The organism is Agarivorans sp. QJM3NY_33, assembly GCF_050870865.2.
In the GTDB taxonomy this organism is placed as follows: domain Bacteria; phylum Pseudomonadota; class Gammaproteobacteria; order Enterobacterales; family Celerinatantimonadaceae; genus Agarivorans.
Genome location: NZ_CP194039.2, coordinates 715,272 through 740,651 on the forward strand (window position 1 = coordinate 715,272; position 25,380 = coordinate 740,651).

Genomic DNA, 25,380 nt, shown 5'->3' on the forward strand with positions numbered 1-25,380 from the left:
TAACATTTTCTGACTAATTTTGCTAATGTCAGCGTATTCTCAGCAAGGACTTATCCGTTGCTGCAAGCTAGGGAGAGCTTCATAAAAATGAACATTTTATTTCATCACCGAACGCGAGGAAGAGGCGCTGAAGGGGTGCATATTCGGGGTGTGGTCAAAGGTTTACGTGAGCTTGGTCATCAAGTGAAGATCCTCTCTCTGCCTGGGGCCGACCCCGAAGAGGAATTACCCACCAACAACGAGCCAGAGCCTTCTGCGACGGAACAACCTGCCGCCCCGAAACGCGGACTATTTACCCGCATCACCGAATTGACTAAATATACCCCTGAGTTTGTATTCGAGCTATTTGAGCTGGGGTTTAATGTTATTGCTTGGTGGCGTTTACGTAAGACCGTTAAACAACAAAAGGTTGAACTGATCTATGAACGTTATTCCTTATTTATGTTTGCGAGTGTTTGGTGGGCGAAGCGTCACCATCTGCCGATTATTTTGGAAATTAACGATTCCTGCTTAGTGCATCGGGTTCGCCATTTATTCTTTCAAAGTCTGGCGAAGCGGGTGGAGCAATGGATATTTAGCCATGCGACTGGTTTGGTGTTTATTTCCAGTCGTTTTCAGCAGGTCGCGGTTGATACTTATCCTAATATTGCTCCCTCGGTTGTCTCTCCTAATGCGGCTGATTTAGACCAATTTGTCATTGATGAGCAAGCGGCACAACAATTACGCCAACAACTACATATCGAAGATAAGGTGGTCGTTGGTTACGTCGGCGCATTTGTCCATTGGCATGGTATCGACTGGTTTGTTGATATGATCGCGGAACGATTAAAAGATTACCCTGATATCGTCTTATTACTGGTTGGAGATGGCGCTTGTTATGAGTCGATAAAGCAGCGGATTGCCAGCGCGGGGGCGGAGCAACAAATTATATTGCCGGGGAGAGTGGCCCATGATCAGGTTCCAGTTTATTTGTCGGCGATGGACTATGGTATTTTGCCCGATTCAAATGATTATGGTTCACCGATGAAATTATTTGAGTTTATGGCCATGGGCAAAGGGATGGTTGCGCCAGACTTTACGCCAATCGCCGAAGTGGTTGCCGATGGTGAAACCAGTTGGTTATTTCCAGCTAATCAGCGTCAAGCCTGTGTTGAGCGGGTGTTAGATTTGTCCCTGAAGGCCGAAGAGCAGGCCCTGGTGGGGCGCAATGCGCGGCAATATATCGAGCGTGAAAGACAATGGCGGCATAACGCTGAACAACTACTGACTTTGGTGAAATGATGGAATTTTTAAAAGCAGACTTTCGACGTAAGCAACAAATATTTGCCGATGATGGGGCACCAACCAGTATGTTGCGCATTGTGATGGCGGATGGTTCTAGCGCCAATATTATTTACCGAACCATGCGCTGGTGTGCGACTCACCAATTAGCCTTGCTTGCTTATTTTTTTCAATGGTTGAATAAGTTTCTCAATGGCTGTGTGATTGGTAGTGGTGCAGAGTTTGGCCCTGGCTTTGTGATCATGCATCCGGTTGGTATCGTGATTAATTCTAAGGTGAGTGGCGGTGCAAATATCACTTTGGAAAGTGGCGTTGTGATTGGGGATGAAAAGGGCAAGTCACCGCGCTTGGGGAATGATATTTTTGTGGGTGCGGGCGCTAAAATTGTGGGTGATTTAGAGCTTGAAGATCTGGTGAAAGTCGGCGCCAATGCGGTCCTTACAAAAAGTGCTCCTCGGGGAGCGACTATGTTGGGGATCCCTGCGAAGGTTTACCATAAAGCCGAAAATGAGGCTGTAGAATAAATGGAACTGGTATTTTGGTTAGCAGTCGCGTTGATCGTCTATGGTTATACGTTGTATCCCTTGTTATTGTTGCTTTTTAGCGGCATAAAGCAAGCTGTTCGAGACACGCGCTATCTTTGGCGACGTCATGAGCGACGCTCTTACGAACCGAAACAATGGCCTTCGGTATCGATTATTATCGCCGCTTACAACGAAGAGCAGTGCCTCGCTCAGCGGGTCGACAATCTGTTAAAGCTCAGTTATCCCCAAGATAAACTGACGATTCATATTGGTTCAGACGGCAGTACCGATCAGACCAACTCTATTTTAAGAGCCGTTGAAGCCGAACATTTTCAAGCGCATATCTTTGAACAAAACCGCGGTAAAATAAATGTATTGAATGACCTGGTTGATCAATCTGAAGATGAAATTTTGGTGATGTCTGATGCCAATACTGATTTTGCAGTCGATGCGATTGAAAACTTGGTGAGGCATTTTGATCGGCAAGAGGTCGGCGCGGTATGCGGAGAACTTCATTTAGTGGATTCGGAGTCTGCGGATAACAAAGATGGGATTTATTGGCGTTATGAGCAAATGCTGAAGTTTCATGAATCTCGTTTAGGTGGTTTACTGGGAGCCAATGGGGCGATTTATGCGATGGCTAAACGCTTCTATCAAGTTTTACCAGCGAACACTATTGTTGACGACTTCATGATTGTCATGAATGTCTCTAAGGCTGGTAAGCAGGTGATTTACGAGCCCAATGCGGTGGCTTATGAAGAGGTTGCGCCTTCTTTAAAGGAAGAAGAAAATCGCCGAATTCGGATTGGTACCGGTAATTATCAAGCTTTTAATCGTTGCTTATGGGCTTTAAATCCCTTACGAGGGGCTCGGTGTTTTACTTATTTTAGCCATAAAGTACTGCGTTGGTTTACGCCGCACTTTATGTTAATTGCTTTGGTGAGTAACTTACTGCTCATTGGTCAGCCACTTTATCTGTTGCTGCTAGTGTTGCAACTGTTCGTCTATACCGTCGCGGCATGGGGAAATAGCCGCAGTAAACAAGGCAAAAAGCTGCCCGGGAGCATTGCTTTTTTGACCTTTTTTGTGGCGATGAATACAGCTTTATTGAAAGGCTTTTATGCTTTCTTATTTAAAAATGTGCAAGGAACTTGGCAAAGGACGTCACGGTGATTATCTCTTTAATTTTGTTATTCATTTTACTTGCTGTAGCGGCGGTCTTGTTGATCATTCGTAAGAAGCAAATGCATCTGTGGTTAGCGCATTACCTAAAGCTTAAATTGAAGCCTAAGGCTCACTTTGAAGGGCCAACTCATATTTTATTTTGCTTTGTTGATCATTATGAGCCGCAATGGGGCAAAAATATCAGTTTAGAACAAGAGCGAGCCAGAGTTGACCGCTGGTTTCATGATTACCCAAAAGTGGCGGGTAAACATCAGGATGCAGACGGATGTCATCCAAAACATTCATTTTTCTATCCAGAAGAAGAATACCGTTTTGAACACTTAGCCAAAATAGCTGACTTATGCGCTCGGGGTTTTGGTGAGATTGAAGTTCATTTACATCACCATGATGATACCAGTGACAATTTGCGTAAAACACTGGAAGGATTTACCGAATTATTGCATCAACAGCATGGCGCATTTATGCGTAGTGAAGCGAGCGGAAAGCTTCAGTATGCCTTTATTCATGGGAATTGGTGTTTGGATAATTCTCATCCCGATGGCATTTTATGTGGTGTTGATGATGAATTAATCGTCCTTAAAGAAACCGGTTGTTTTGTTGACTATACCTTTCCTTCGGCACCGAGTGCTACGCAACCTGCGACGGTAAATTCTATTTATTATGCTAAGGATGATCCGCATGCTGCTAAATCGCATAATAAAGGCCAAATGGTGAAAGTGGGTGGCAAGATGTGGGGCGATTTGATGTTGATCAATGGCCCCTTGGATTTAAATTGGAAAGTGCGTAAAAAAGGTATTTTTCCGCAAATTGAAAATTCAGATATTCGGACGAGCATGAAACCGACCAAGGATCGAGTCGATTTATGGGTGAAGTCGAATATTCATGTTCAGGGACGGCCGGAATGGCGCTTTATTAAAATACATACTCACGGTACGCAAGAAGCCGATATGCCAACTTTACTTGGTCAGCCTTTTGATGAGATGTGTGATTACCTAGAGCAAGAATATAATGATGGCCATAACTATGTCTTGCATTATGTGTCGGCCCGCGAAATGTATAACATTGCCAAAGCGGCGGAAGCGGGTAAAACTGGCGATCCTCATCAGTATCGTGATTTCTTAGTTGCAGCGCCAAATTATAAGACCTTAGCAAGCAGCGGTGATAGCCTTGCTTAGGGCATTGTGTAAACAGTCTATAGTTAGATTTTTTAACTGTCGACGACGGCGCTGGAAGACTCCTCAAAATGGCTTATATGTGTTTAACTATCATCGTATTGGTGATGCTGCTGGCACCGACTTCGATCCGAACATATATAGCTGTACCGCCGAAGTATTTGAGCAGCAGTTGGTGTTTTTAAAAGCCAATTTCACCTTGATTTCGGAGGCGAGTCTATTGGCTTTACTGGAAGATGACCAACCTCTGGACCGTGCTTACGCCTTGATTACTTTTGATGATGGTTATATCGACGCCTATCAATGTGCGTTTCCGATATTAAAAAAGCATCAGCTGTCGGCAGTATTTTTTGTGGTTACAGACTTTGCTGAAGGAAAGTCGATTGCTTGGTGGGATGAGATAGCTTGGTTGATTCGGCATACTAAACTATCGAGTATCAAGCTTGAACATTGGCGCAAGAAGGTGGATTTATCCAACGCAGACTTAAAACTTAATATCCGTAAGGTGCTCAAAGCCTTTAAAGAAGATAAACAGTTGCCTATGAGTGATAAATTGGCGCAGCTGCGTCAGTTATGTGGGGTGAAAGACATCCCTGAAGTGACTCTGTTCGCGAATTGGCAACAGTTGAAAGAAATGTCTGATGCGGGAATGAGTATTGGCTCACATACCATCGATCATCCTATTTTGGCTCACCTTAGCGACGAGCAACAAATGCGCCAATTGGCGGTATCAAAACAGCGTATAGCTGCGGCCACTGCTCACGACGTAAACTTAGTGGCTTATCCGGTGGGAAATAGTGGTAGTTTTAATGGTATTTCCGAAACCTTGGCTCGAAATGTTCACTATAAAGCGGCCTTTTCATTTTATGGTGAGGCTAATTATTTCTTAAGTGAGAGTAATCGTTTTAATATTGATAGAATTTCCGTGGATGGCAATAAAGATGAAGCGGCCTTGAAGGCGCAAATTATGGCGCTATCGTCCAATACCTGAGTCAAGACTACCAGCTAGGGAATGCGAATGAAACGAAGTCTATTGGTTCCAATGATCGTCATATTGGCCGTTTTTTTTAAGGCCCAAGCCGCACCACTATGGCCTTGGCAAAATGCATCTATGGGGGAAGGGGCTCCGGCTTGGGCAACTACCGATATTGCTGCGGGGCAGATTTGGTACGTGGATATTAATGCACCTAAATCAGCGGAAACCGGGAGCCATGATCAGCCCTTTCATCGAATCGCTGCCGCCTTGAAAGTTGCACGACCGGGCGATGAAATTTGGTTGGAGCCGGGGGTTTATCACGAGCAAGTGCGGATCCGTAAACCAAATATTACCCTGCGATCGAGTGTCTTACATCAGGCAAAAATTGAAGTTCCTTTTAACGAAAAAAAAATACAGCAAGCGATCCGTATCGATTTTACTGCGAAAGGTACGAGAGTTATTGGTCTAGATATCAGCGGTGGTTACTACTATGCGGTGTCTTTACATACTAAATGGAAAGGAGGGCCTCATTCGGGAGTTTCTCAGGTCTTGTTATCGCAAAATCTGCTCCATGGTAGTGGCCGAGATCTACTCAAAATAAATCCTTATGTTTGGCAAGTGTTGATAGAACGGAATCAATTTTATCGTTCTGGCCAAAGAGATAATAGCAACGCCGAAGCAATTGATGCGGTGAATGCCAGTGAATTATGGATCCAGGATAATCTGATTAAGGGGATTGCCACCTCTGGTATTTATGTAAAAGGTGGTTCACATGAGGTATTGATTCAGCGAAATTTGATTCGAAACGTTGGCTTAGCGGGCATTTTGGCTGGTTTTGATACCAGTCCACAGTTTTTTAATATGACTGATAATCCTAATATGTATGAGGCCAGACGGGTTCGTATTATTAATAATATTGTTGATGGAAGTCAGGGGGCGGGGATTGGGGCTTATTCAGCGGAACAAGTTGTGGTGGCTCATAATACGGTGCTTAATTCTGCAATACGTTACCATGCACCGATCTATTTTGGCTTGAGTTTTCAAGACCGGGAATTAGACGCCAAACGCCCACCTAGCAAGGATATTTCGGTCTATAACAATATTTTTTCATCCTTGCGACGTGATGGCACCGTATTGGAGGTTCGTTATCTTGAAGATGACACATTAGGCGGCTTGTCGTCCTTACAAGGGTGGCCGAAGGCGAATAATAATCGCTATTTCTCGGCCTTTGGGCCTGCTAGTTTTACCGATATGCGACCTCATGCGAAACAGCGCTCATCGAGTTTAAGTGAGTGGATGAAGTGGTGTGCTTGTGAGGCGGATACACAACTTATTGAAGTGGATCTAAGTTATCCAAATTATATGCCGCAGGGTGCTGATTTTCAGTTTACTTCAAAGGCCGAAAGTTTAGCGGTGGACTTCTATCAAAATAAACGTGTATCGACCACCTATGTAGGGGCGGTGATTCCTAATTGAGCTGTTTAACCAGTCAAGCCAGTAACAGAAGATGTATAAAATGAAAATTGTCCATGTGGTGAGTAGCCTCAATATGGGAGGTGCTGAGCGTTTAGTTGTGAATCTGTCAATTGAGCAGAAGAGGCTCGGACACCAAGTGACGGTGGTGTCTTTTGGGGCTAAATCTGACACCTACTACACGCTCCTACAAACACATGGTATTGCTGTGCAATTGGTGGGGGGAGGGCTGATTGCTCGATTCACTCAGTCACTCAAATTATTGCTGGCGGCCGATGCGATTAACATCCATTCGACGCCTATTGTGAGAGCGCTGGCACCACTTTTCCCAATGCTCTATTTTAAGAAAACGATTTTTATCGTGCATGGTGAAACGAGTCCTAAGCTACGCCTATTTAAACCCGCTATCTTATTCGCTTGTTTGTTTATAAAACATGTGGTTGCCGTTTCTGAATCGGCTAGGAGGTCTTTATATCGCCGCTTTGCGGTGAATACTGGGCGGGTTGGGATCATCGAAAATGGGGTTCAACTTGCAGCAACCTGCAAGCACGCACCTACTGGACCAGAGTTACCCTTGAAAGTTGGTGCGGTGGGGCGCTTGATCCCGCTGAAAAATTTTGAGTTACTGATTGAGAGTGTGGCGATTATCAATCAAACGGACTCAAGTCCTATCGAATTACATATTTTTGGGGATGGCCCAAGTTTAGAAGACTTAAAAACACTGGCTCGAGACCAAGGTGTTACGGTTAACTTTCACGGCATAGTGTTAGAGCAGGATGAAATTTACCGTCACATTGACCTGTTGGTGATTAGTTCAAATACTGAAGGGCTGCCAATGGTGTTAATTGAAGCCATGGCGCGAGGGATCCCGGCGATATCCACTCGTGTAGGTGCAATACCATCCGTGATTGTTGACCAGCAGAATGGCTGGCTAATTGATGTCGGTAATGCGCGACAGTTGCAACAGGCATTAGCTCAGGTTATTCACTCTCCAGGTTGCCTCTCTACGGTCGGTAGACAAGCCTATACGACCGTTGAGCATCAGTTCTCAATTGCTGCCGTGGCTGCAAAATATCAGTCTCTGTATTGAGTGCTTGCTTGTTGGGTGAGCATTTGTTGCAGTGTTCCGAGAGTGTCTCGGCAATCTGTCGCGTTGCATAAACTCGATCCGACCAAGATAGCCGATTCTCTATGGCCTGATAACGCAGCAAGTAGGTGATTTTGTTTTTGTTGCTTAAGGCTGCTGGTTAGGCCTCTGGCGCTTAAGTATGCATAAACTAACACCGCTGGCTGATTGTTTTTGGCTAAAAAGTAGATGCTATGGGTTTGTGCATCTCGTTTTTTAGTTTCTATTCTCATTCCGTCCGGAATGATGCTGTTGTTAAAGTAACTGGCCTTATTATCTAGGCCATAGCCGCTAAATGTAAAATACCACAACGATAGCTGATGATCGTTTTGTTCAATGAGCTGATAGCGCAGCTCGCTATACCTTGAGACCTGCAATGGACCGTGGGTATCAGATGCTATCACTCGATTGCTTGAATTGAGCGTTTCTGCATCAAAAACTGGTAAATCTAAACTCAGTGGGGAGAGTAAAATTAAGGCGAACAGACTTGCGAATATTGGCTTTAAGGCAATATTTTTTTTGCTGCTTAATCGGTGGTGTTCGGTGGTATTAGCTTCTTTCTTGGCGAGAGAATTTCCAACATAGAAAATCATCAGTAAATAAGGGGCATACACATACCAGCCTAAATTATTGTGATCGCCAACAATCGAACTTTGCATGTTGGTTAAATGGCCGATAAAAATGATTGTGATAATTCGGATCCAGTTAACCAATAGCGCACCGGCCATTGTAATGATGAAAAACAGCAATATCCGGCGGGCTGAACGCAGATTAAAATAGACAAATAGTAGGCATAAAAACAAGGAGGTAATAAAATATCGAAGCCCACTACACCCGTTCGCTATCTCAAATTGACCCGAAGGAATGGAGACAATGTTGCCTTCAAAGTAGCTCGGTATACCAGTAAATGCCATGATGGTTTCGACTGCAGTGGTGGATAGCTGCTGCAAGGGGGGAGAGAAGTCCCCATATGGGCGTAATAAATAAAAATACTAAAGCGTATAAATAGAGGCCTTTATGGCTGACAAAAATGCTTAATAGCGCACTTAGTAAAACCAAGGGAAGCAAGGCTCGAACTGGCAGGCTAATTTGTCCAAGATATAAACAGAGCTCCACCATTAACAAAAATACTAAGATTAGGGTGAAGCCATTGGGCTTGCTGCGAAATTGCAACTGTTCTCGAATATCATATAGAACATAAAGCGCGACAAAGGGGATCAAAAATGCGTGTGAGTATGTTCCATCATCGAAACTATAACGCCAAATATCGAGTATCACAGGCCAGAACAAGAGGCTGACTATTACCGTAAGTGCTAATACAACAATACTCTCGACTACACCTTTCGAATGTTCTGGCGAGTTTTGGTGCGATGCCACCGGATTAACGGCCTTTACCAAATAAAATGATCTCTGCAGTTCTGACCAGAATCAAAAGGTCTAAAAGAAAGCTGCGATGCTTAATGTAATATAGATCGAATTTTAACTTCTCTAAGGCATCGGCTTCAGTACTACCATAAGGGTATTTAAGTTGTGCCCAACCAGTCAGCCCGGGTTTAACATTGTGTCGTTGGTTGTAATAAGGGATCGATAATACCAATTCCTTTACAAAGGCCGGCCGCTCAGGTCGTGGCCCAACAAAACCCATGTCACCAACAAGTACATTGTAGATTTGTGGTAATTCATCAACTCGATATTTTCGGATGAAGTTACCCACTCGGGTGACTCGGGGATCTTCTTTTTCAGCCCACTTTGCACCATCTTTCTCGGCATCAGTTCGCATACTACGAAACTTATAGATACTAAATGGCTTCCCGTTGAGCCCAATCCGCTCTTGTGAGTATAAGACTGGGGCTCTAAAGCCTTCTTCCAATTTTATCATTACCACTGTAATTAGCATTAAAGGCCAGGTTAGACTCAATACAATAAGCCCAAGGAAGGTATTGCAAATCCAGTCTAAAGAGCTACGTAAGTAGTTGGTCGAGTGAAAGCCATTACTGTATATCACCCAAGATGGGTAAATCAGGTTCACCGCAATTTGTCCTGATTCTCGCTCAATAAAGTCGATGATATCGGTAATTTCTACGCCACGCAGTTTACACAAGAAGAGGCTGTCTACAGGCAGATTGGCACGTCGTTCGTCGGCAGCAATAACAATTTCTTCAACGCCGTTCGCCAGCACAAAAGACTCCAGTGGGCGGTCTAGCTCAAGAATTGTTTCTCGCTTGATACCATCTTCTGAGTCACCAGGCATGCGGACAAATCCAGCCATTTCGAAGCTTACTCGGTCTGATTTGCGGCGCATTCGCTTTTCTATGATGCTGGCTCGCTCTCCGGCACCTAGCACCAAGATGCGCTTCCGCCCCATGTGTTCATATTGCATTTTAAGCGCAAAGTAACGAACCACCGTTAGTGCCATCATCACTGCTGCATACAGCAACTCTCTAAAGTTACCGGGTAATACTTCTAATGGGCTTACAACGTAAATAACCGAGGAAATAAAATAGCCGAGAGCAATACTCACCAACAAACGGCGAATCACGCCACGAAAAGTCTCGCGTATTTTTTGGTTGTATAAGCCAACCGAGAGGATCGATAGTTGAATCGGGAAAGTGAATGCCAGCAAATGCATCAGCAGAGTGCCTTCCCCGTATGGAGGGATATTCTCAAACCCGCTAAAACGCAATAATTCAACGCCCAACACAAATATGACGATGAGCACTAAAAATTCGGCAATAATAATGACTCTACTACCAGGATCTAGATTGTGAAACTTCGAACCAGCCACGCTTCTTCCTTGAAACCAATTAATTGATATTAATTTTAGACGAACAAGTATACCGAGATTAGCTCGTAGAGCTACAAAAATCCCCTGTATAGCAATTCAGATAGTTACTCATGAGTATGTTACTTTAGCGTTACAGTTGTTTTAATACCACGATAAATATCGATATATCAAAACTATTTAACTCAATAGATTTACAAGATGAGCGCTCGCGCACTATCATGGGAAAAAGGATTTATTCAATCAATGTTATTTGATGGACACTCAGCGTAATGGACAGTGCTATGAAAAAACTTAATAAAGTCGTTATCAAGTCGCTTGCGTTTATTGTGGTTGGTTTTTACCTATCTGCATGCTCAAGCTCTTTACCTAATTTACAAGAGGCTTCTGTAAAACCCTCTCTTACTCAAAATCCCGCGGAATATAAATATTTGATCGGTCCGGGCGACGAACTGAACATTTTTGTTTGGCGCAACCCCGAGATATCTGGAACCTTTTTTGTTCGCCCAGACGGCAAAGTGTCAGCGCCGCTGGTCGAAGACCTTGAGGTATCAGGTAAAACCACAACTGAGATGGCCCGTTTAGTCGAATCTGAACTGGCTGAGTATATCCGTGATCCAATTGTGACCGTGACCGTAGAAGGTTTTGTCGGTCCGTTCAGTGAACAAGTTCGGGTAATCGGCGAAGCCTCTGCTCCACAAGCGGTCAATTATCGAGAAGACATGACCTTACTGGATGTGATGATCCAAGTGGGCGGTTTAACTGAATTCGCTGACGGTGATAATGCTCGCTTGGTTCGAGTGGTCAGTGGAGAGCAACGATCTTACGGTATTTCGGTTGGTAAATTGATTCAAGATGGAGAAATAGACGCCAATGTCGATATTTTGCCTGGTGACATTATTATTATCCCAGAAGCATGGTTTTAGGCGGAGTAGCGGTTTAGATGCAGGAATTTATTGAGGACTTTTTGCAGTACCTGAGAGGGGTATGGCTGAAGCGACGTTATATTATTATTGCACTTTGGTTGCTTTGCCCTATTGGCTGGATTGTTGTGACCTTGTTGCCAAATCAGTATACGGCCGAAGCAAGAGTATATGCGGATACTCGCTCTTTGTTACAGCCACTGCTGAAAGGCTTAGCCTTGCAAACAGACCCTGCTCAAGAATTGCAAATGATGGTTAAAACTCTGTTGAGCAGAAGTAATTTGGAAAAAATTGTTCGCGCGAGTGACGCAGATTTAAGAGTGAACAATAAGCTTGAATATGAAGAGCTACTCGATGATTTAAAAGAAAAAATAATCATTGATAAGACAAAACGAGAAAACCTGTACACCATTAGTTTTGAAGCTGACTCCCCACAGTATGTGCGTGATGTAGTGCAAGCTGCCCTTGATGTATTTGTTGAAAATACTTTAGGTGAAAAACGTCAGGATACAGATACGGCGAATTCTTTTATTAATCAGCAAATTGAAGAGTATGAGACGCGCCTGATTGAAGCAGAGAAACGGCTCGCGGCTTTTAAGCAAGAGTACACAGCTTTTTTGCCCGGTAAAGAATCGACTTATTACAGTAATCTTGAAGGGGTAAAAAAGAAGCTTGAAGAAACTCGTTTACAGTTAAGCGAAGCAGAGACAAAGTTAACATCGGCTCGGGCTCAATTAGCTAGTGAAGAACGTTTAGCATCTCAACAAACCGCTAAGGTCAGAACTGAGTTCGATGACCGAATTGTCTCAATGCAAACCCGACTTGATGATATGTTGCTGCGTTATACGGACAACCATCCAGATGTTATCGAGGTTAAGCGACAAATTGCAGGCTTGCAGAAACAGAAAGATAGTGCTTTAACCGTTGCGCAGACGCCTGCCGCGATTGCCTCCGACTCGGTGATTTATCAGGATCTGAAAATTACCGTGAGCCAGTTGGAAAATGAAGTGGCTTCGCTGAATGTTCGTGAACAACGCTATAAAGACAATGTTTCTGATCTACAAGACCAGTTACGCCAGGTCCCTGATGTGGAAGCTAAACTCACCGGTTTGAATCGAAATTATGAGATTACTAAGTCGAAATATGAAGACTTGTTGTCTCGCCGAGAAAGTGCTCAGATTTCTGAGAGCGCGGGTAAGACCACCGACGATATTAAGTTTAGGGTGATTGACGCTCCAAGGGTGCCATTAGAGCCTTCTGGACCGAAGCGGCCACTGCTTATTATTGGAGTGCTGATTTTAGCTTTGGGTGCCGGTGTTGGTTTGTCTCTGGCATTTAGTCAGATTAATCCAGTGGTATCGAGTATTCAGCAGCTATATCAGCAAACCGGCTTTCCGGTGCTCGGGGTTGTGTCTGCCACCGACAGCTCTGGTTTGATTAAAGTCGAAAGGCAAAAAATGCGTATATTTGTATTTTCAAATATATTGTTATTGTGTTGTTTTGTTGGGTTTATGGTCATTAATTTACTTCCGGGCTTACACAATAAGCTTATTTCTATCTTGGGAGGCATTGGGATCTTATGAGTACCATAGAAAAAGCGATGGGTAAGTTGGCCAAACAAGCCCAACAAAATCAGCAGTCGAATAATGCTGCAGCTCCAGACTCTGTCGCGGATGTGAATCCGCCGAATCAAGAACCCAATGCAAGGCCTCGCGAAAAGGCTGTATTGCAAATTGACTCAAGTGTATTAAGAAACTTAGGGATGTTATCCGATGTTCGTTCTCGAGAGACTCGAATGCTTAGTGATGAATATCGAGGCGTTAAGCGTAAGTTATTGAAAAATGCATTTGATCCAAGTTTGATACCGCGTAATAAAAGTAATCTGATAATGGTCACCAGTGCCAACCCTGGCGAAGGGAAGACATTTACTTCGATTAATTTGGCACTTAGTTTAGCCTTGGAAAAAGATAAAACAGTACTACTGATTGACTCGGATGTATTGAAACCCACCGTGAGTAAAACCTTAGGGATTGGCCAACATATGGGCCTTATGGAATATTTACTCGGTGAGACGGATGATATTGCAGATGTCATTTATCATACCAATATCCCAAATTTACGGATTATGCCGGCAGGAATGCCTCATCACTTAAGTAACGAGTTGTTGGCAAGTGATAAAATGCGTGCTCTGACTGAAGAGTTAAATAGTCGTTATGCCGACCGAGTCGTGTTATTCGATAGTCCACCAATTCTTGGGGTGAATGAAACTGTGGTTCTGTCTAATTTTATTGGTCAGGCGGTGGTGGTGGTTGAACAAGACAAAACGAAGTTGGCCGCAATTAAGGCGGCTGTTTCCCAATTTAGTGAAGAATTGGCGATAGGTTATGTGTTGAATAAAGCAGTGCACGGTAAAACAGGAACTTACGGTTATGGCTACGGATATGGCTATGGATACGAGGAAGAACAAAGCGCTTAGCATCGTTGTTGCGCTGATAGTTGGTTTATCGATGTCGGTGTCGGCAGCAGATTTTAGCTTCCTTCCTAAGCTAAGTGCTGAGCTGGTTTATACCGACAATGTTGGTTTAACTGAAGATGCGACTCGATCAGGACAAATCGGTGTATTTACAGCGGGGCTCGAATCTGAATTTATTGGTCATGATGGTCGTTTGACGCTCGACTACCAAGCTGAGCAAATTTACAATTCAGACGATTCAGATAAGAATAAGCTGTATCATGATCTTATTTTTATGGCTGAAAAGAAAATCCGCAATACTGGTGTTACGGTCGGTCTTGTCTCAAAGATGTATATAATGCCTGCTAAGGTTAATGACAATGCGATAACTGATGTCGTGACTGGTGATTTAATACAAGGCAGTTCACATGAGCTTTCATTAGGATATAAATCTAACCCTCGTAAATGGATTGATTTGAACACGGCGGTGTTTTCTACTTTTAATCGTTATGAAGATGACCGCGGTAATAACAATGATTTAGAGGGAGCTTTGTTATTTAAGAATGGACAGAAAGTAAAGAACGTTACTTGGCTTGTTGAATCCGCTTATTCGAAGCGTGAGGCTCGCGCTAATTCTGCTGCAACCGAAACTCTGAAATATAAAATCGAACTAGGTCTTCCACCACGCTCGGGATTTAGTCCTTTTCTACGTTATTATGCCGAAAGCTACCTCGAAGGTGTGAATGCCTCATCTACGGTCGGGGAGTCTGAAAGTTGGGGACCCGCGCTTCGTTATTTTCGAACTCAATTAAGCTATCTCGAAGTGAGCTATAATTTTTCTTTAGAGCGAGAAAAGAATGATGACTATATCGGCGCAGCGCTGAATCTTCAGCCAAATCGCAGAACCAAGTTGCTATTTGAGTATGGCCAACGGTTTTATGGTGATGCTTATAACTTTACCTTTTCGCATGAACGCAGACGGATTAAAACCGATATTTCTTACATAGAAGAACCCACTAGTTTTGACCGGCGGTTTTTTGTTGAAGGGGATATTCTTGCAGAGCAAAAATTAAATAAGACTTTACGCTGGAATAGTGCTTTGGACTTACGTCGTAGTGGCATCGATTTTGAAATTCGCCACCAAGATCGAACCAGTTTGACTGAGCTTACTGATTTTATTCAGGATAAAACTTACGGTGTCGGCTTAGGTTTAGATCACAAGTTAACTCGTCAGCTTCGAGCGGCTTTTAAAGTTGATTATGATTACTATCGCTTTGAGCGAATCAGTAAAGGTAAGCAAGTCGATAAATATAGCCGTTATAATTTGTCGCTCACTCAAGATCTGATCGAAGGTTTTTCTCTAATTTATCGTTATCAATTCACTCGTCGTAGCTCTAGTATTGAGGGCCGTGACTATAATGAAAATCGCGTTTCAATTAACGCTACTAAGCAGTTTTAAATATGTATGAATCTTTTTTTGGTTTAAGCGATAAACCTTTTAAGCTAAGCCCTGATCCTAAATTCTTTTTTGCGAGCCCTCATCATGACCGCGCGATCTCTTATCTGCGTTATGGGCTATCACAAGGCGAGGGTTTCATTGTGGTGACGGGCCCGATTGGTACCGGTAAAACCACCATTGCTCGTAGTTTACTGGCCTCGGTTGATGAATCGATCGTCGCTGCGCAGATTGCTACAACCCGACTCAGTCCAGATGAGTTAGTCCGCTTAGTCGCGGCTCAGTTCTCCATTGAAGTCGAAAGCTTAAATAAAGCCGAAATTTTAAAACGCTTTGAGCAGTATCTACTGAGCTTGCATCGGCAAGGGAAGCGCGCGTTATTGGTAGTCGATGAAGCGCAGAACTTACCAGCAGAAACCGTTGAAGAGTTGCGGATGCTGTCTAATTTTCAATTAGATGATAAACCCTTGTTTCAGAGTTTTTTGCTTGGGCAAGAAGAGTTAAAACCAATTATTGAATTACCCGAAATGGAACAGTTTCGGCAACGGATCATTGCTTCTTGCCATTTACAGGCCTTTGATGCCGAACAAACTCAGGGATATATTTTACATCGACTCAAACAAGTGGGTTGGCAACAAAACCCACAATTAGATGACGATATTTTTGTTCAGATTGCCGACTTTACCAAAGGTATTCCTCGGAAGATCAATATTTTTGCCGACCGCTTATTTTTATACGCATTTTTGGAAGATTTGCATACCATTGGTTCTAAGGATGTGGCTGCAGTCATTGAAGAAATGGGCGGCGAATTGTCTGGATCGCTTCAGGGCACGCCACCTCAGCAAGCAAGTGTGAATATTGATCAAGTTCTAGGTCGCCAATATAGCGATGGCTTAACTTCTCCCGATGTGTCAGTGATGGCCGTTGGTGAGCAACAGATGAAAGCGAATCTATTAGATGTGTCTAGTTATCTGGAAGAAGTGGTGCTGAGAAAGATTAAAATTATCCGTTACTTAGACAAAATGATAGAGAAAAAACGCAAAGAAATTGTTGAGTTAGGAGAAAGTCGCTAATTTGACTTTCCCTTTATGGAGTGGTGCTTCTCGCGTCGGCTATTTAGCTGTGAATGAAGGATCGCTATTGGCGAGCGGCCCAATCTTGCTTTGAGGCTCTATCTTGCGTTGAAATGAAGGCCAATGTGAGCGTTGATTTGCTCACAGGATGTTGTAGGGAGTATGAGGGCTCGTAATGGCAGAGCTTGATGTGTAAGTCCTGCAAAGCCGCAATGGAGAGTAAACCATTATTCAATTCACTTTAGTCTGGTATGGCTAAGTAGATATTTGGCTTAAAGCTTTTGACGCGTTGTTTTGCGGAATGAGTTGTCCCCATTATGCCACATCGCGTTCGCTGCGATTAAAAGGTTTTCATCTCGAACCTAAAATGACCACCCAGTATAACTGCCCTGAGGGCTAAGATGGATGACTTAGATTGAGTATAATTGTAGGCCTATTCGGATATAGCTTAGCTGCAATAATTTATTTGTTGTTTAGCTTGTTATTGTTGACGACCAAGCAGAGTGGTTTTCAGCGGCAAGCTTTAAGTTTAGCTGTGTTTTTTACTTTTATTTGGGCCGTTCTTGGTGCCGCCCAAATGCGCTTTTCATTTGCCTTAGGTTATTTTTATTCTTTGGAAAGCTTGCGTAACGGGCTATGGATGTTGCTGTTATACGCAACCATTGCGCCGCGCTTTAGTTTTGGTAATTTGTTGCAAGGTTCTTGGCGCCGTAAAGGCGTATTGCTTGGTCTATTGGTGATTGCCTTATTACAGTTGTTGGCTGCTATTTTTCATGTCCCACTGAATCAGTTTTGGCTGATTAGCCAATTGTCACAGGCAGTGGTGGGTCTATGGCTAATTGAGCAGTTGTATCGACGTATCGATGTCACGGCTCGGCCAACCATTAAACCGATGTGTTTAGGTTTGGGAAGCATGTTTGCTTTCGATTTTTCACTGTATGCTAATGCGTTAATCACCTCAGGTATTTCTTTTGATTTTTGGGTCTTACGTGGCTTAGTGGCAATTTTGGCCGCCCCTTTGGTATTGCTAAGTGCGCGTCGGGTCAAGCGTTGGTCGACTAAAATTTATGTCTCACGAGATGTGATTTATCACAGCACTCTACTGTTAGTTGCAGGGGCTTACCTGCTAATGATGGCGCTGGTTGGCTATTACCTCCGTTATGAGGGAGGAGACTGGGGAAGTATTGCCCAGAATGGTTTTTTTGCCTTAAGCGTGCTGGTACTGGTGAGTTTATTTTTATCGGAAAAGTTGCGTAAGCAGCTTAAGGTTCAGATCACAAAGCACTTCTTCGCCAATAAATATGAGTATCGTGAAGAATGGATGAAGTTTGCTGCGGTGTTAGAAGATGACGGTATCTCGCCCTATGCGATTGCGCTTAAAGCGATTAACCAGCCCTTCGATTGTCATTTTGCTAGCTTAGCTATCGTGGAAAATGGGCGATTTATAGTCAAGACTAGTTATAATCTAAGAGAAGATGATTCACAGATTTTGGCTTGTTTGGAACACCTTGGTATGGCAGCTATCGAGCATCAATGGATCGTTGATATTGCGGAATTAAAAGCTGATCCTAGTGTCGTTCCATTTAAGGTTTCGACTCTGGATTTGCAGCAAATTACTAAATTTGCCTATGTTATTCCAACCAGTACTGCTGCCGGATTTAAGGGGGCAATCTTGTTATCTCCGCCCACTTCGATCCATAGTGTAAACTGGGAAGATCGCGACTTAATGCGTGCTATTAGCCGCCAGTTAGCGGTGTATTTGAATCTTCATCGTTCCAACTTAGCGTTGGCCGAAAGTCAGCAATTCGACACCTTTAACCGGATGTCGGCCTACTTGGTACATGATTTAAAGAACGTATTAGCGCAGCTGCAATTGTTATCAAAAAATGCCATTAAGCATAAACATAATCCTGAATTTATCGACGATGCCTTTGACACGGTCGATTCGGCTGCCAGTCGCTTAAGAAAGGTGGTTGCGCATTTAAGTAATAAACAACGTATTGATACTGTGGTTGCACCATTTAATCTGCTTCGGGCATTGCAGCAAGTTTTAAAGGTTAAGGTGAGTAACCTACCAGCACCGGAGCTGGATTATCAAATTGGATCCGATTTTGAATTGGTTGGAGATCAAGAACGCTTTATTAACGTACTCTCACATTTGGTTCAAAACGCCCAAGATGCCAGTGATGAGAGTGGTCAGGTCTTGCTTCGCGCATCTTTGCAAGCGCAAACTTGTTTGGTCGAAGTTGAAGATAAAGGCGTAGGTATGAGTGTTGATTTTATTGACAATCGCTTGTTTAAACCCTTTGATACAACTAAGGGAAATGCTGGTATGGGGGTGGGCGCTTACGATGCCAAACGTTTCGTCGAAGAGTTGGGTGGACATATCCAAGTGATAAGTAAACAGGGCGAAGGTAGCTTATTTAAGCTATTTTTACCGATTCACAAGATTTAAATAAGTCTGCGGGCTTACTAATAAGTAAATGGATGAGATGACATGGAAACGCTATTAGTCGTAGAAGATGACCCTGGTATTCAGAAGCAATTGAAGTGGAGCTTTAGTGATTATCAAGTGGTGATAGCTGGTGATCGTCATCAGGCCATTACCGCACTTAGGCGCTATGAGCCTAAAGTGGTCACGTTAGATTTAGGTTTACCACCGGATGAAGCCAATGCCAGTGAAGGTTTAGCAACCTTGAAAGAAATGCTGGAGCTTAATCCTAAGCTTAAGGTCATTGTGATTACAGGGAATGAAGATAAAGACAATGCCTTAAAGGCGATCGCGATGGGGGCTCATGATTTTTATCATAAACCGATTGACGATGACACGCTGTCGGTGATTATTGCCCGAGCCCTGTGGGTGGCAAACATTGAGCTTGAAAATGAAACCTTGCGAGGCGCATCGCTGGATAGCAATGGCTTCTTAGGTAATTCCCCTCAAGTGCAAAAAGTGTGTCGGATGGTGGAACGGATTGCGCCAACGGAAGTCACCACGCTGCTATTAGGGGAGAGCGGCACTGGTAAAGAGGTCTTGGCTAGGGCGATTCATCAGCAAAGCCCCCGTAAAGAGAAGCCCTTTATTGCGATAAACTGTGCCTCGATCCCTGAAAATTTGTTGGAAAGTGAGCTATTTGGTTTTGAGAAAGGTGCCTTTACTGGAGCTCATAAAACCACTGAAGGGAAGATTGAATGTGCCAATGGTGGCACCTTATTCCTTGACGAGATTGGTGATATGCCTTATCCACTACAAGCGAAAATATTACGTTTTTTGCAAGAGAAAGTGGTTGAGCGTGTTGGTGGGCGTAAAGAAATTCCTGTGGATGTGAAAATCGTTTGCGCGACTCACCAAAACTTATCGCAAATGGTAGAACAAAAAGAGTTTCGTGAAGATTTGTTTTATCGGATCAGCGAAATAACCATTAATATTCCACCTTTGCGGGAACGCGGTGAAGATGTGATTCTGCTGGCGCGCGCTTTCTTGCAAAACTACAACAAGCAGATGCAGCGAAACATTAATAATTTTAGTGACGATGCCATCGCCGCTCTCAGTCATCATCGCTGGCCCGGCAATATTCGTGAGTTGCAAAATAAAATTAAATCAGCAGTGATCATGGCTGATAACAAGCAAATTACTGCTGAGGATTTGGCCTTATCGGTGGGTGATGAAGAGGAGATGAAGCTGGCTTTAAACCTACGCCATGTTCGAGAAGCAGCAGAGAAATTGGCGATTAATAAGGCTTTGGCCTTAAGTGATGGCAATGTCTCAAATACTGCTAGTTTATTAGGCGTGACACGACCTACCTTATATTCTTTATTTGAAAAACACGGTTTAAAAACAGATTAACTCGGGTGAATTATTTTGCCCGTAATTCCCTACCGCCGACGAAAGGGTTTGGCAGAAAGAGATGAGGAATATGATGGATAATTCACAAACAGAGATGAATATTTTGGTGACCCCTGAGATGGCTAACTTTTCAGGAAAGATGCATGGCGGGTCAATGTTAAAAAAGTTGGATGAAGTGGCTTATACCACCGCGATCCAGTATTGCGGGCATTACGCAGTGACCTTGTCGGTGGACCAGGTGTTATTTAAGAATCCGGTAGAGATTGGCGAGTTTGTCACTTTTTTAGCCTCTGTTAACTATACTGGCCGAACCTCGATGGAGATCGGGATTAAGGTGATAGCCAAAAATCTGAAAGAACAAACCGTGCGGCATACTCATTCGTGCTTCTTCACCATGGTGGCTGTCGATGATAAAGGTCATTCGATTAACGTTCCGCCACTTGAACCACGCACTGAAGTGGCTAAACGTCGCTTTAACGATGCCTTACGCCGGCGACAGCGGCGCATGGAATAATCACTGAGTAATAATAGGGCCTGCATTTGCAGGCCTGTTTGATTAATAGCCATTGATGCGATCGAAGTATTCGGGTAAAAACAGCGATATCTGTGGGATGTAGGTAATCAGCATTAAAAATAGCAGCAGTAAGCTTAACCAAGGCAGACAGGCCTTAATCACCCAGCCCATGCTTTTACCGGTAATTCCAGCAGTGACAAACAGATTGAGTCCTACCGGTGGCGTGAGCATGCCGATTTCCATATTGACCACCATAATGATGCCCAGATGGATTGGGTCGATCCCCAGTTGAGTGGCGATTGGGAACAAGATCGGAGCCATAATTAGCAAGATGGCCGAAGGTTCCATAAAGTTGCCAGCGATCAGTAACAGAATGTTCACTACCACTAAAAATGCCCAGGGTTGTAAGCCATAAGCGACGATCGATTCGGCGATCATATGCGGAATGCGCTCGGTAGTAAGCACATGCGCAAACAACATCGCATTGGCAATGATGAATAACAACATGATGCTTACTTTAGCTGCGTCCTTGAGCACGTGGCGAACCTCTTGATTGTTCACCGATTTGAAGATGCTGATTGGCAATAACCAAACATTGCGAGCGATCGCTTTAGACAGGCTCTCCCCTTGGTTTCGCCAGGCCTGACCTTTGAGCGGCCCAATATCACGATAGCCATAAACCGAGACTAAGAAGGCGTAGACTGCCGCGACCGATGCCGCTTCGGTGGGGCTGGCGATACCGCCATAAATGGATCCCAGCACGATGACTATCAGCATTAAACCGCCAGTGGCTTTGAGCGCCGATATCCCCCATTGGCGACAGCCGGGATAGGGCTGCGCCGGAAGATTTTTGATCCTTGCAACTACGTATATGGCGAGCATTAAGATACTGCCCATCATGAGCCCAGGGATGAAGCCAGCCATAAACATGCGTGACGCCGAGACCTCGGTGGCGGCAGCATAGACCAGCATGACAATCGAGGGGGGGATTAAAATACCCAAGGTACCGGCATTAGCGATAACACCTGCCGCGAGGGACTCAGGATAGCCAGAGCGTACCATGCCAGCAATCACGATGGAGCCAATCGCTGCCACGGTGGCGGGACTGGAGCCCGATACCGCGGCAAATAACATACAGGCCAACACCGAAGCCATGGCCAGTCCACCACGAATATGGCCGACACTGTCCATCGCAAAGTTAATCAGCCGTCGCGCCACTCCCCCAGTTGAGAGAAATGCCGATGACAAAATGAAGAAGGGGATCGCAAGCAGCGTATAGTGCTCCGAGGTTGCTTCAAATAGCTTTAGAGCGACTGATGCCAAGGAGTCATTGGAAAACAGTAAAATGGTGGTCATACTGGCAAAACCTAAGGCGACCGCGATGGGCATACCAATGATCATGCAAATAAACAGTAAGATAAAAAGAGTGAAGGTGGTCATGGTCAGATCCTTTGCCGGTAATGCTTATTGTTTTTCTATTTCGTCAGCTAAGTGCATGCTGTCTTTGGCTTCGTCTGCGAGGTGGAAACCATCTTGTTGATTGGTGATGACCTTCCAACCTACCTCTAAAAATCGAACCACTAACAACACAAAACCGATGAATAACACACTCATGGTTTTCCATTTTTCAATCGGTAAATCTTCCATTTCAATGCCGATCCGCTGCAGTTTGCTTAGGTATACCCAAGAGCCATACATAAATAGGCTGCAATAGAATAAACATAGAGCTAAGGCCAATAGCGTGAGTAGTTTACGTTGGGTGGGCGGAAGAATTCTGACAAAGGCATCGACCCCAATATGGGCGCCTTCTCTGACTCCCCAGCTAGCACCGAGTAGGACCAGCCAAGCGGAGCAATAGAGAGTGACCTCTTGTACCCAGTGGATCCCAGAGTTAAATACAAAGCGCATGATCACTTCGATAAATACCAGTAGCGTCATGGAGACCAACAGTAGGGCGATGAAGTTTTCTTCGAAACGCCGGAACCAAGTTACAAATTTCATGCTATGTCCTTATGAGCAAAACCGCTTGGGGACTTGCGCAGAGTGAGGGGCCTCTGCGCAAGTCAGCGTTTATTGGTTGGCAGCCGCCGCTGCTTCGATAATATTTTTACCGATTTCAGTTTCAAATTGTCGCCATACTGGCTTCATTGCCTCGACCCATTGTTGGCGCTGCTGAGGAGTGAGAGAGATAACTTGTGAGCGTTTTGAAGCGATAATATGGGCTTTATCCTGTTCGGCTTTGTCGGCAGCAATCTGGTTTCCCATGGCGACAGCTTCGTTTAAAGCCGCTTTTAATTCAGTACGGATATCATCGGGCAGCCCGTACCAGAAATCGGCGGAGGTGACGATGAGGTAATCCAATACGCCATGGTTGGATTCAGTAATGCTGTTTTGTACTTCAAAAAATTTCTTCGAATAAATATTGGACCAGGTGTTTTCTTGGCCATCGATGGCGCGAGTTTGCAACAGGGTAAATACTTCCGAGAAGGGTTTTTTCAAGGGAACCGCGTCCACAGCTTCAAACTGTGCGGCTAATACGTCTGAAGACATGATGCGAAACTTCTTACCTTTGACATCCGCTGGTGTATACAGTGGTTCATTGGCCGATAATTGTTTCATACCGTTATGTAGATAGCCTAGACCGACTAGGCCCTTGCTTTCGAGAGAACCTAATAGCTCTTGGCCAGCATCACTGGCTTGAAATCGCTCAACCGCAGCCATATCTTTGAATAAGAAAGGAAGATCAAATACTTGCAACTTCTTCGTGTATTTTTTGAATTTAGATAGCGAAGGCGCAATGAATTCGATGTCACCTAAAAGCAGCGCTTCTAGCTCCTTACCGTCCCCATAAAGTTGCGAGTTGGGGTAGACTTTTACTTCTACTTTACCGGGTAAACGTTGTTCAGCGAGTTGTTTAAATTTAAGTGCCATTTGCCCTTTGGGAGTGTTTTCTGCAACCACATGAGAAAACTTAAGTTCAATCGGGGCGGCATGGATTGCTGATGCAAACGCCAAGCTTAGGGCGGTGAGTGTGCTTGCCAATCGTTTCATATTATTCTTCCTTGTAATGGCTTATGTAGGGATTACGCGATAGCTAACAGCAAGCTTTAAGCCAACAATGAACTACATTATTTAACTATTTGTTTACAATGGCTTATTGGTTTTTTCATGAGCGGTGAAGAAAAGGGATGGGTTATGAACGGGGGGGATCCCCCCCTTTGCTGATGATGAAATGGGGGGATTTCCCCCCTTAATCTAAATTGACGTGTTTATAATCATCCTTTTCTAATTGGTATTTTTTCATTTTTTCGTAAAGGGTTTTACGGCCGATCTGTAACTCTTCTTGAACCGCCTTTAAATGGCCTTGATGGCGATGTAGGGCATCTTGTAAGAGGGTTCTCTCGAATCGGTATAGTTGCTCCGCTAGGTTTAAAGACCGTTGTTGAGACTGGGTATTAAAGGCAACGTCTTCGCCCATCAATACCCAGCGTTCGGCCAAATTACGTAGCTCTCTAACATTGCCGGGCCATTCTTGTGCCATGAGTTCGGCGAGGCGCTGCGGACTCACCTTGGGGCTGCTGAGTTGATAGCGAGCGGAAGCCACCCGTAAAAAATTCTCTAACAGTAGGGCGATGTCTTCGCTACGTTCGCGTAGCGGGGGAATATGCACTTCGACGACGTTGAGTCGATAATAGAGGTCACTGCGAAATTCACCTTGTTCACCGAGTGCTTTCAAATCGCTTTTGGTGGCGGCAATCACCCGCAGATCAAGTTGTACTGCTTGATTACTGCCCAAAGGTTCAACACTACGTTCTTCTAAAACTCTGAGTAATTTTATTTGTAAAGCCATCGGCATACTTTCGATTTCATCGAGAAATAGCGTGCCATGATTGGCGTAGGCAATTTTACCGATGCGTTTTTTCTGGGCGCCGGTAAACGCGCCTGCTTCGTGGCCAAATAATTCACTTTCTATCATGTTTTCCGGCACCGCGCCGCAGTTGATGGCAACAAAAGGATGGTTGGCGCGTACACTATGATCATGCAGAAAACGAGCGACCAGCTCTTTGCCGGTTCCTGTCTCCCCATTGATCAACACATCTGCTGGGGTATCCTTAACATGGCTTAAAATTTTGCGCAGTCGCATAATTGCTGGGGTACTGCCAAGTAGTCGTGGTCCAGGGCCACTTTGGGCGTCTAGCTCCGCTTTTAGCTCTCGATTTTCTAGGGTGAGTTGCCTTTTCTCTTGGGCGCGTTGTAGAACTTCGAGTAGGTGGCTGGTGGAAAAAGGCTTCTCAAGAAAATCGTAGGCACCATCACGGATGGCTTTAATTGCCATCGAAATATCACCATGGCCAGTGAGTAGAATAATCGGCAGATCGGGATCGATCTGCAGTGCCTGTTGCATCATTTCTAAGCCGCTGATCCCCGGCATATTGATATCTGAGATAATCACGCCGGGCCAATCCTGTTTGAGTTGGCTGAGCGCTTGCTCGGCACTGCTAAAGGTTTCACAGTGGATCTCCTCCAGCGCTAAGGTCTGCGCCAAAGAGCGCAGAATATCTGGGTCGTCGTCGATGATGATTACCGGTGTTTGCACTG

20 protein-coding genes and 1 pseudogene are annotated in these 25,380 nt (G+C 44.4%); 15 read left to right on the top strand and 6 right to left on the bottom strand.

Annotated elements, in window-relative coordinates:
• Window positions 1-87 precede the first annotated feature (87 nt).
• The 7 genes from ACRRSY_RS03150 (at window position 88) to ACRRSY_RS03180 (ending at window position 7,701) form a co-directional block, all read left to right on the top strand.
• Complete coding sequence (locus tag ACRRSY_RS03150) at window positions 88-1,281, top strand: glycosyltransferase family 4 protein (protein ID WP_432454620.1); 1,194 nt, start codon at window positions 88-90, stop codon at window positions 1,279-1,281.
• On the top strand, window positions 1,278-1,805 hold the full coding sequence (locus ACRRSY_RS03155) for a serine O-acetyltransferase (RefSeq protein ID WP_432454619.1): 528 nt from the start codon (window positions 1,278-1,280) through the stop codon (window positions 1,803-1,805). Before ACRRSY_RS03150 ends, ACRRSY_RS03155 begins: the two co-directional genes overlap by 4 nt.
• Window positions 1,806-2,978 (top strand): glycosyltransferase family 2 protein, encoded by a 1,173-nt coding sequence (locus ACRRSY_RS03160; RefSeq protein WP_432460879.1) that lies wholly within the window; start codon window positions 1,806-1,808, stop codon window positions 2,976-2,978. It abuts the gene before it with no gap.
• A complete protein-coding gene (locus ACRRSY_RS03165; protein WP_432454617.1) occupies window positions 2,975-4,165 on the top strand; it encodes a hypothetical protein in 1,191 nt (396 codons plus the stop codon). Before ACRRSY_RS03160 ends, ACRRSY_RS03165 begins: the two co-directional genes overlap by 4 nt.
• Window positions 4,166-4,244: 79 nt before the next feature.
• Complete coding sequence (locus ACRRSY_RS03170) at window positions 4,245-5,153, top strand: polysaccharide deacetylase family protein (protein WP_432464341.1); 909 nt, start codon at window positions 4,245-4,247, stop codon at window positions 5,151-5,153.
• Window positions 5,154-5,180: 27 nt separating this feature from the next.
• The gene (locus ACRRSY_RS03175; protein ID WP_432464342.1) at window positions 5,181-6,614 is read left to right on the top strand and encodes a right-handed parallel beta-helix repeat-containing protein; all 1,434 of its coding nucleotides are present in this window, start codon (window positions 5,181-5,183) and stop codon (window positions 6,612-6,614) included.
• 40 nt (window positions 6,615-6,654) lie between these two features.
• A complete protein-coding gene (locus ACRRSY_RS03180; protein ID WP_432454614.1) occupies window positions 6,655-7,701 on the top strand; it encodes a glycosyltransferase family 4 protein in 1,047 nt (348 codons plus the stop codon).
• Here the strand turns inward: ACRRSY_RS03180 and xrt are convergent.
• Together xrt and ACRRSY_RS03190 are read right to left on the bottom strand one after the other, a co-directional pair.
• A pseudogene (gene xrt, locus ACRRSY_RS03185) lies at window positions 7,686-9,114 on the bottom strand (exosortase). The gene ACRRSY_RS03180 and the pseudogene xrt overlap by 16 nt on opposite strands.
• Before the next feature lie 4 nt (window positions 9,115-9,118).
• Entirely contained in the window at window positions 9,119-10,522 is a 1,404-nt protein-coding gene (locus tag ACRRSY_RS03190) for a TIGR03013 family XrtA/PEP-CTERM system glycosyltransferase (protein WP_432454612.1), read from the bottom strand.
• Between the two features lie 281 nt (window positions 10,523-10,803).
• On the opposite strand from ACRRSY_RS03190, the gene ACRRSY_RS03195 reads away from it, so the two are divergent.
• From ACRRSY_RS03195 to ACRRSY_RS03230, 8 genes are all read left to right on the top strand, one after another.
• Window positions 10,804-11,445 carry an XrtA/PEP-CTERM system exopolysaccharide export protein gene (locus ACRRSY_RS03195; protein WP_432454611.1) on the top strand — a complete coding sequence of 214 codons (642 nt, stop codon included), beginning with the start codon at window positions 10,804-10,806 and terminating at the stop codon, window positions 11,443-11,445.
• Window positions 11,446-11,462: 17 nt separating this feature from the next.
• Window positions 11,463-13,025, top strand: a complete 1,563-nt coding sequence (locus ACRRSY_RS03200; protein ID WP_432454610.1) for an XrtA system polysaccharide chain length determinant — start codon at window positions 11,463-11,465, stop codon at window positions 13,023-13,025.
• Window positions 13,022-13,918: an XrtA-associated tyrosine autokinase gene (locus tag ACRRSY_RS03205; protein ID WP_432454609.1), complete on the top strand. Its 897-nt coding sequence runs from the start codon at window positions 13,022-13,024 to the stop codon at window positions 13,916-13,918. The genes ACRRSY_RS03200 and ACRRSY_RS03205 overlap by 4 nt, the downstream gene beginning before the upstream one ends.
• A complete protein-coding gene (locus ACRRSY_RS03210) occupies window positions 13,872-15,353 on the top strand; it encodes an outer membrane beta-barrel protein (protein WP_432464343.1) in 1,482 nt (493 codons plus the stop codon). Before ACRRSY_RS03205 ends, ACRRSY_RS03210 begins: the two co-directional genes overlap by 47 nt.
• Window positions 15,354-15,355: 2 nt before the next feature.
• Entirely contained in the window at window positions 15,356-16,423 is a 1,068-nt protein-coding gene (locus tag ACRRSY_RS03215) for an XrtA/PEP-CTERM system-associated ATPase (protein WP_432454607.1), read from the top strand.
• Window positions 16,424-16,838: 415 nt separating this feature from the next.
• A complete protein-coding gene (gene prsK, locus ACRRSY_RS03220) occupies window positions 16,839-18,878 on the top strand; it encodes an XrtA/PEP-CTERM system histidine kinase PrsK (RefSeq protein WP_432464344.1) in 2,040 nt (679 codons plus the stop codon).
• A gap of 42 nt (window positions 18,879-18,920) precedes the next feature.
• Entirely contained in the window at window positions 18,921-20,267 is a 1,347-nt protein-coding gene (gene prsR, locus ACRRSY_RS03225; protein ID WP_432454605.1) for a PEP-CTERM-box response regulator transcription factor, read from the top strand.
• A 70-nt stretch (window positions 20,268-20,337) separates the two neighbouring features.
• Window positions 20,338-20,781, top strand: a complete 444-nt coding sequence (locus ACRRSY_RS03230; protein ID WP_432454604.1) for an acyl-CoA thioesterase — start codon at window positions 20,338-20,340, stop codon at window positions 20,779-20,781.
• 42 nt (window positions 20,782-20,823) lie between these two features.
• Here the strand turns inward: ACRRSY_RS03230 and ACRRSY_RS03235 are convergent, their stop codons facing one another.
• The 4 genes from ACRRSY_RS03235 to ACRRSY_RS03250 form a co-directional block, all read right to left on the bottom strand.
• A complete protein-coding gene (locus ACRRSY_RS03235) occupies window positions 20,824-22,221 on the bottom strand; it encodes a TRAP transporter large permease (RefSeq protein WP_432454603.1) in 1,398 nt (465 codons plus the stop codon).
• A 24-nt stretch (window positions 22,222-22,245) separates the two neighbouring features.
• Complete coding sequence (locus ACRRSY_RS03240) at window positions 22,246-22,782, bottom strand: TRAP transporter small permease (RefSeq protein WP_432454602.1); 537 nt, start codon at window positions 22,780-22,782, stop codon at window positions 22,246-22,248.
• A 69-nt stretch (window positions 22,783-22,851) separates the two neighbouring features.
• Entirely contained in the window at window positions 22,852-23,832 is a 981-nt protein-coding gene (locus ACRRSY_RS03245) for a TRAP transporter substrate-binding protein (protein ID WP_432454601.1), read from the bottom strand.
• Between the two features lie 199 nt (window positions 23,833-24,031).
• Complete coding sequence (locus tag ACRRSY_RS03250; RefSeq protein WP_432464345.1) at window positions 24,032-25,378, bottom strand: sigma-54-dependent transcriptional regulator; 1,347 nt, start codon at window positions 25,376-25,378, stop codon at window positions 24,032-24,034.
• Between the last annotated feature and the right edge of the window lie 2 nt (window positions 25,379-25,380).

Excerpts from the sequence above, each read along its gene's own strand:
- ACRRSY_RS03150 (WP_432454620.1), top strand. The coding sequence starts at position 88 with ATGAACATTTTATTTCATCACCGAACGCGAGGAAGAGGCGCTGAAGGG.
- ACRRSY_RS03155 (WP_432454619.1), top strand. The coding sequence starts at position 1,278 with ATGATGGAATTTTTAAAAGCAGACTTTCGACGTAAGCAACAAATATTT.
- ACRRSY_RS03160 (WP_432460879.1), top strand. The coding sequence starts at position 1,806 with ATGGAACTGGTATTTTGGTTAGCAGTCGCGTTGATCGTCTATGGTTAT.
- ACRRSY_RS03175 (WP_432464342.1), top strand. The coding sequence starts at position 5,181 with ATGAAACGAAGTCTATTGGTTCCAATGATCGTCATATTGGCCGTTTTT.
- ACRRSY_RS03180 (WP_432454614.1), top strand. The coding sequence starts at position 6,655 with ATGAAAATTGTCCATGTGGTGAGTAGCCTCAATATGGGAGGTGCTGAG.
- ACRRSY_RS03195 (WP_432454611.1), top strand. The coding sequence starts at position 10,804 with ATGAAAAAACTTAATAAAGTCGTTATCAAGTCGCTTGCGTTTATTGTG.
- ACRRSY_RS03200 (WP_432454610.1), top strand. The coding sequence starts at position 11,463 with ATGCAGGAATTTATTGAGGACTTTTTGCAGTACCTGAGAGGGGTATGG.
- ACRRSY_RS03205 (WP_432454609.1), top strand. The coding sequence starts at position 13,022 with ATGAGTACCATAGAAAAAGCGATGGGTAAGTTGGCCAAACAAGCCCAA.
- ACRRSY_RS03210 (WP_432464343.1), top strand. The coding sequence starts at position 13,872 with ATGGCTACGGATATGGCTATGGATACGAGGAAGAACAAAGCGCTTAGC.
- ACRRSY_RS03215 (WP_432454607.1), top strand. The coding sequence starts at position 15,356 with ATGTATGAATCTTTTTTTGGTTTAAGCGATAAACCTTTTAAGCTAAGC.
- prsR (WP_432454605.1), top strand. The coding sequence starts at position 18,921 with ATGGAAACGCTATTAGTCGTAGAAGATGACCCTGGTATTCAGAAGCAA.
- ACRRSY_RS03230 (WP_432454604.1), top strand. The coding sequence starts at position 20,338 with ATGATGGATAATTCACAAACAGAGATGAATATTTTGGTGACCCCTGAG.
- ACRRSY_RS03235 (WP_432454603.1), bottom strand. The coding sequence starts at position 22,221 with ATGACCACCTTCACTCTTTTTATCTTACTGTTTATTTGCATGATCATT.
- ACRRSY_RS03240 (WP_432454602.1), bottom strand. The coding sequence starts at position 22,782 with ATGAAATTTGTAACTTGGTTCCGGCGTTTCGAAGAAAACTTCATCGCC.
- ACRRSY_RS03245 (WP_432454601.1), bottom strand. The coding sequence starts at position 23,832 with ATGAAACGATTGGCAAGCACACTCACCGCCCTAAGCTTGGCGTTTGCA.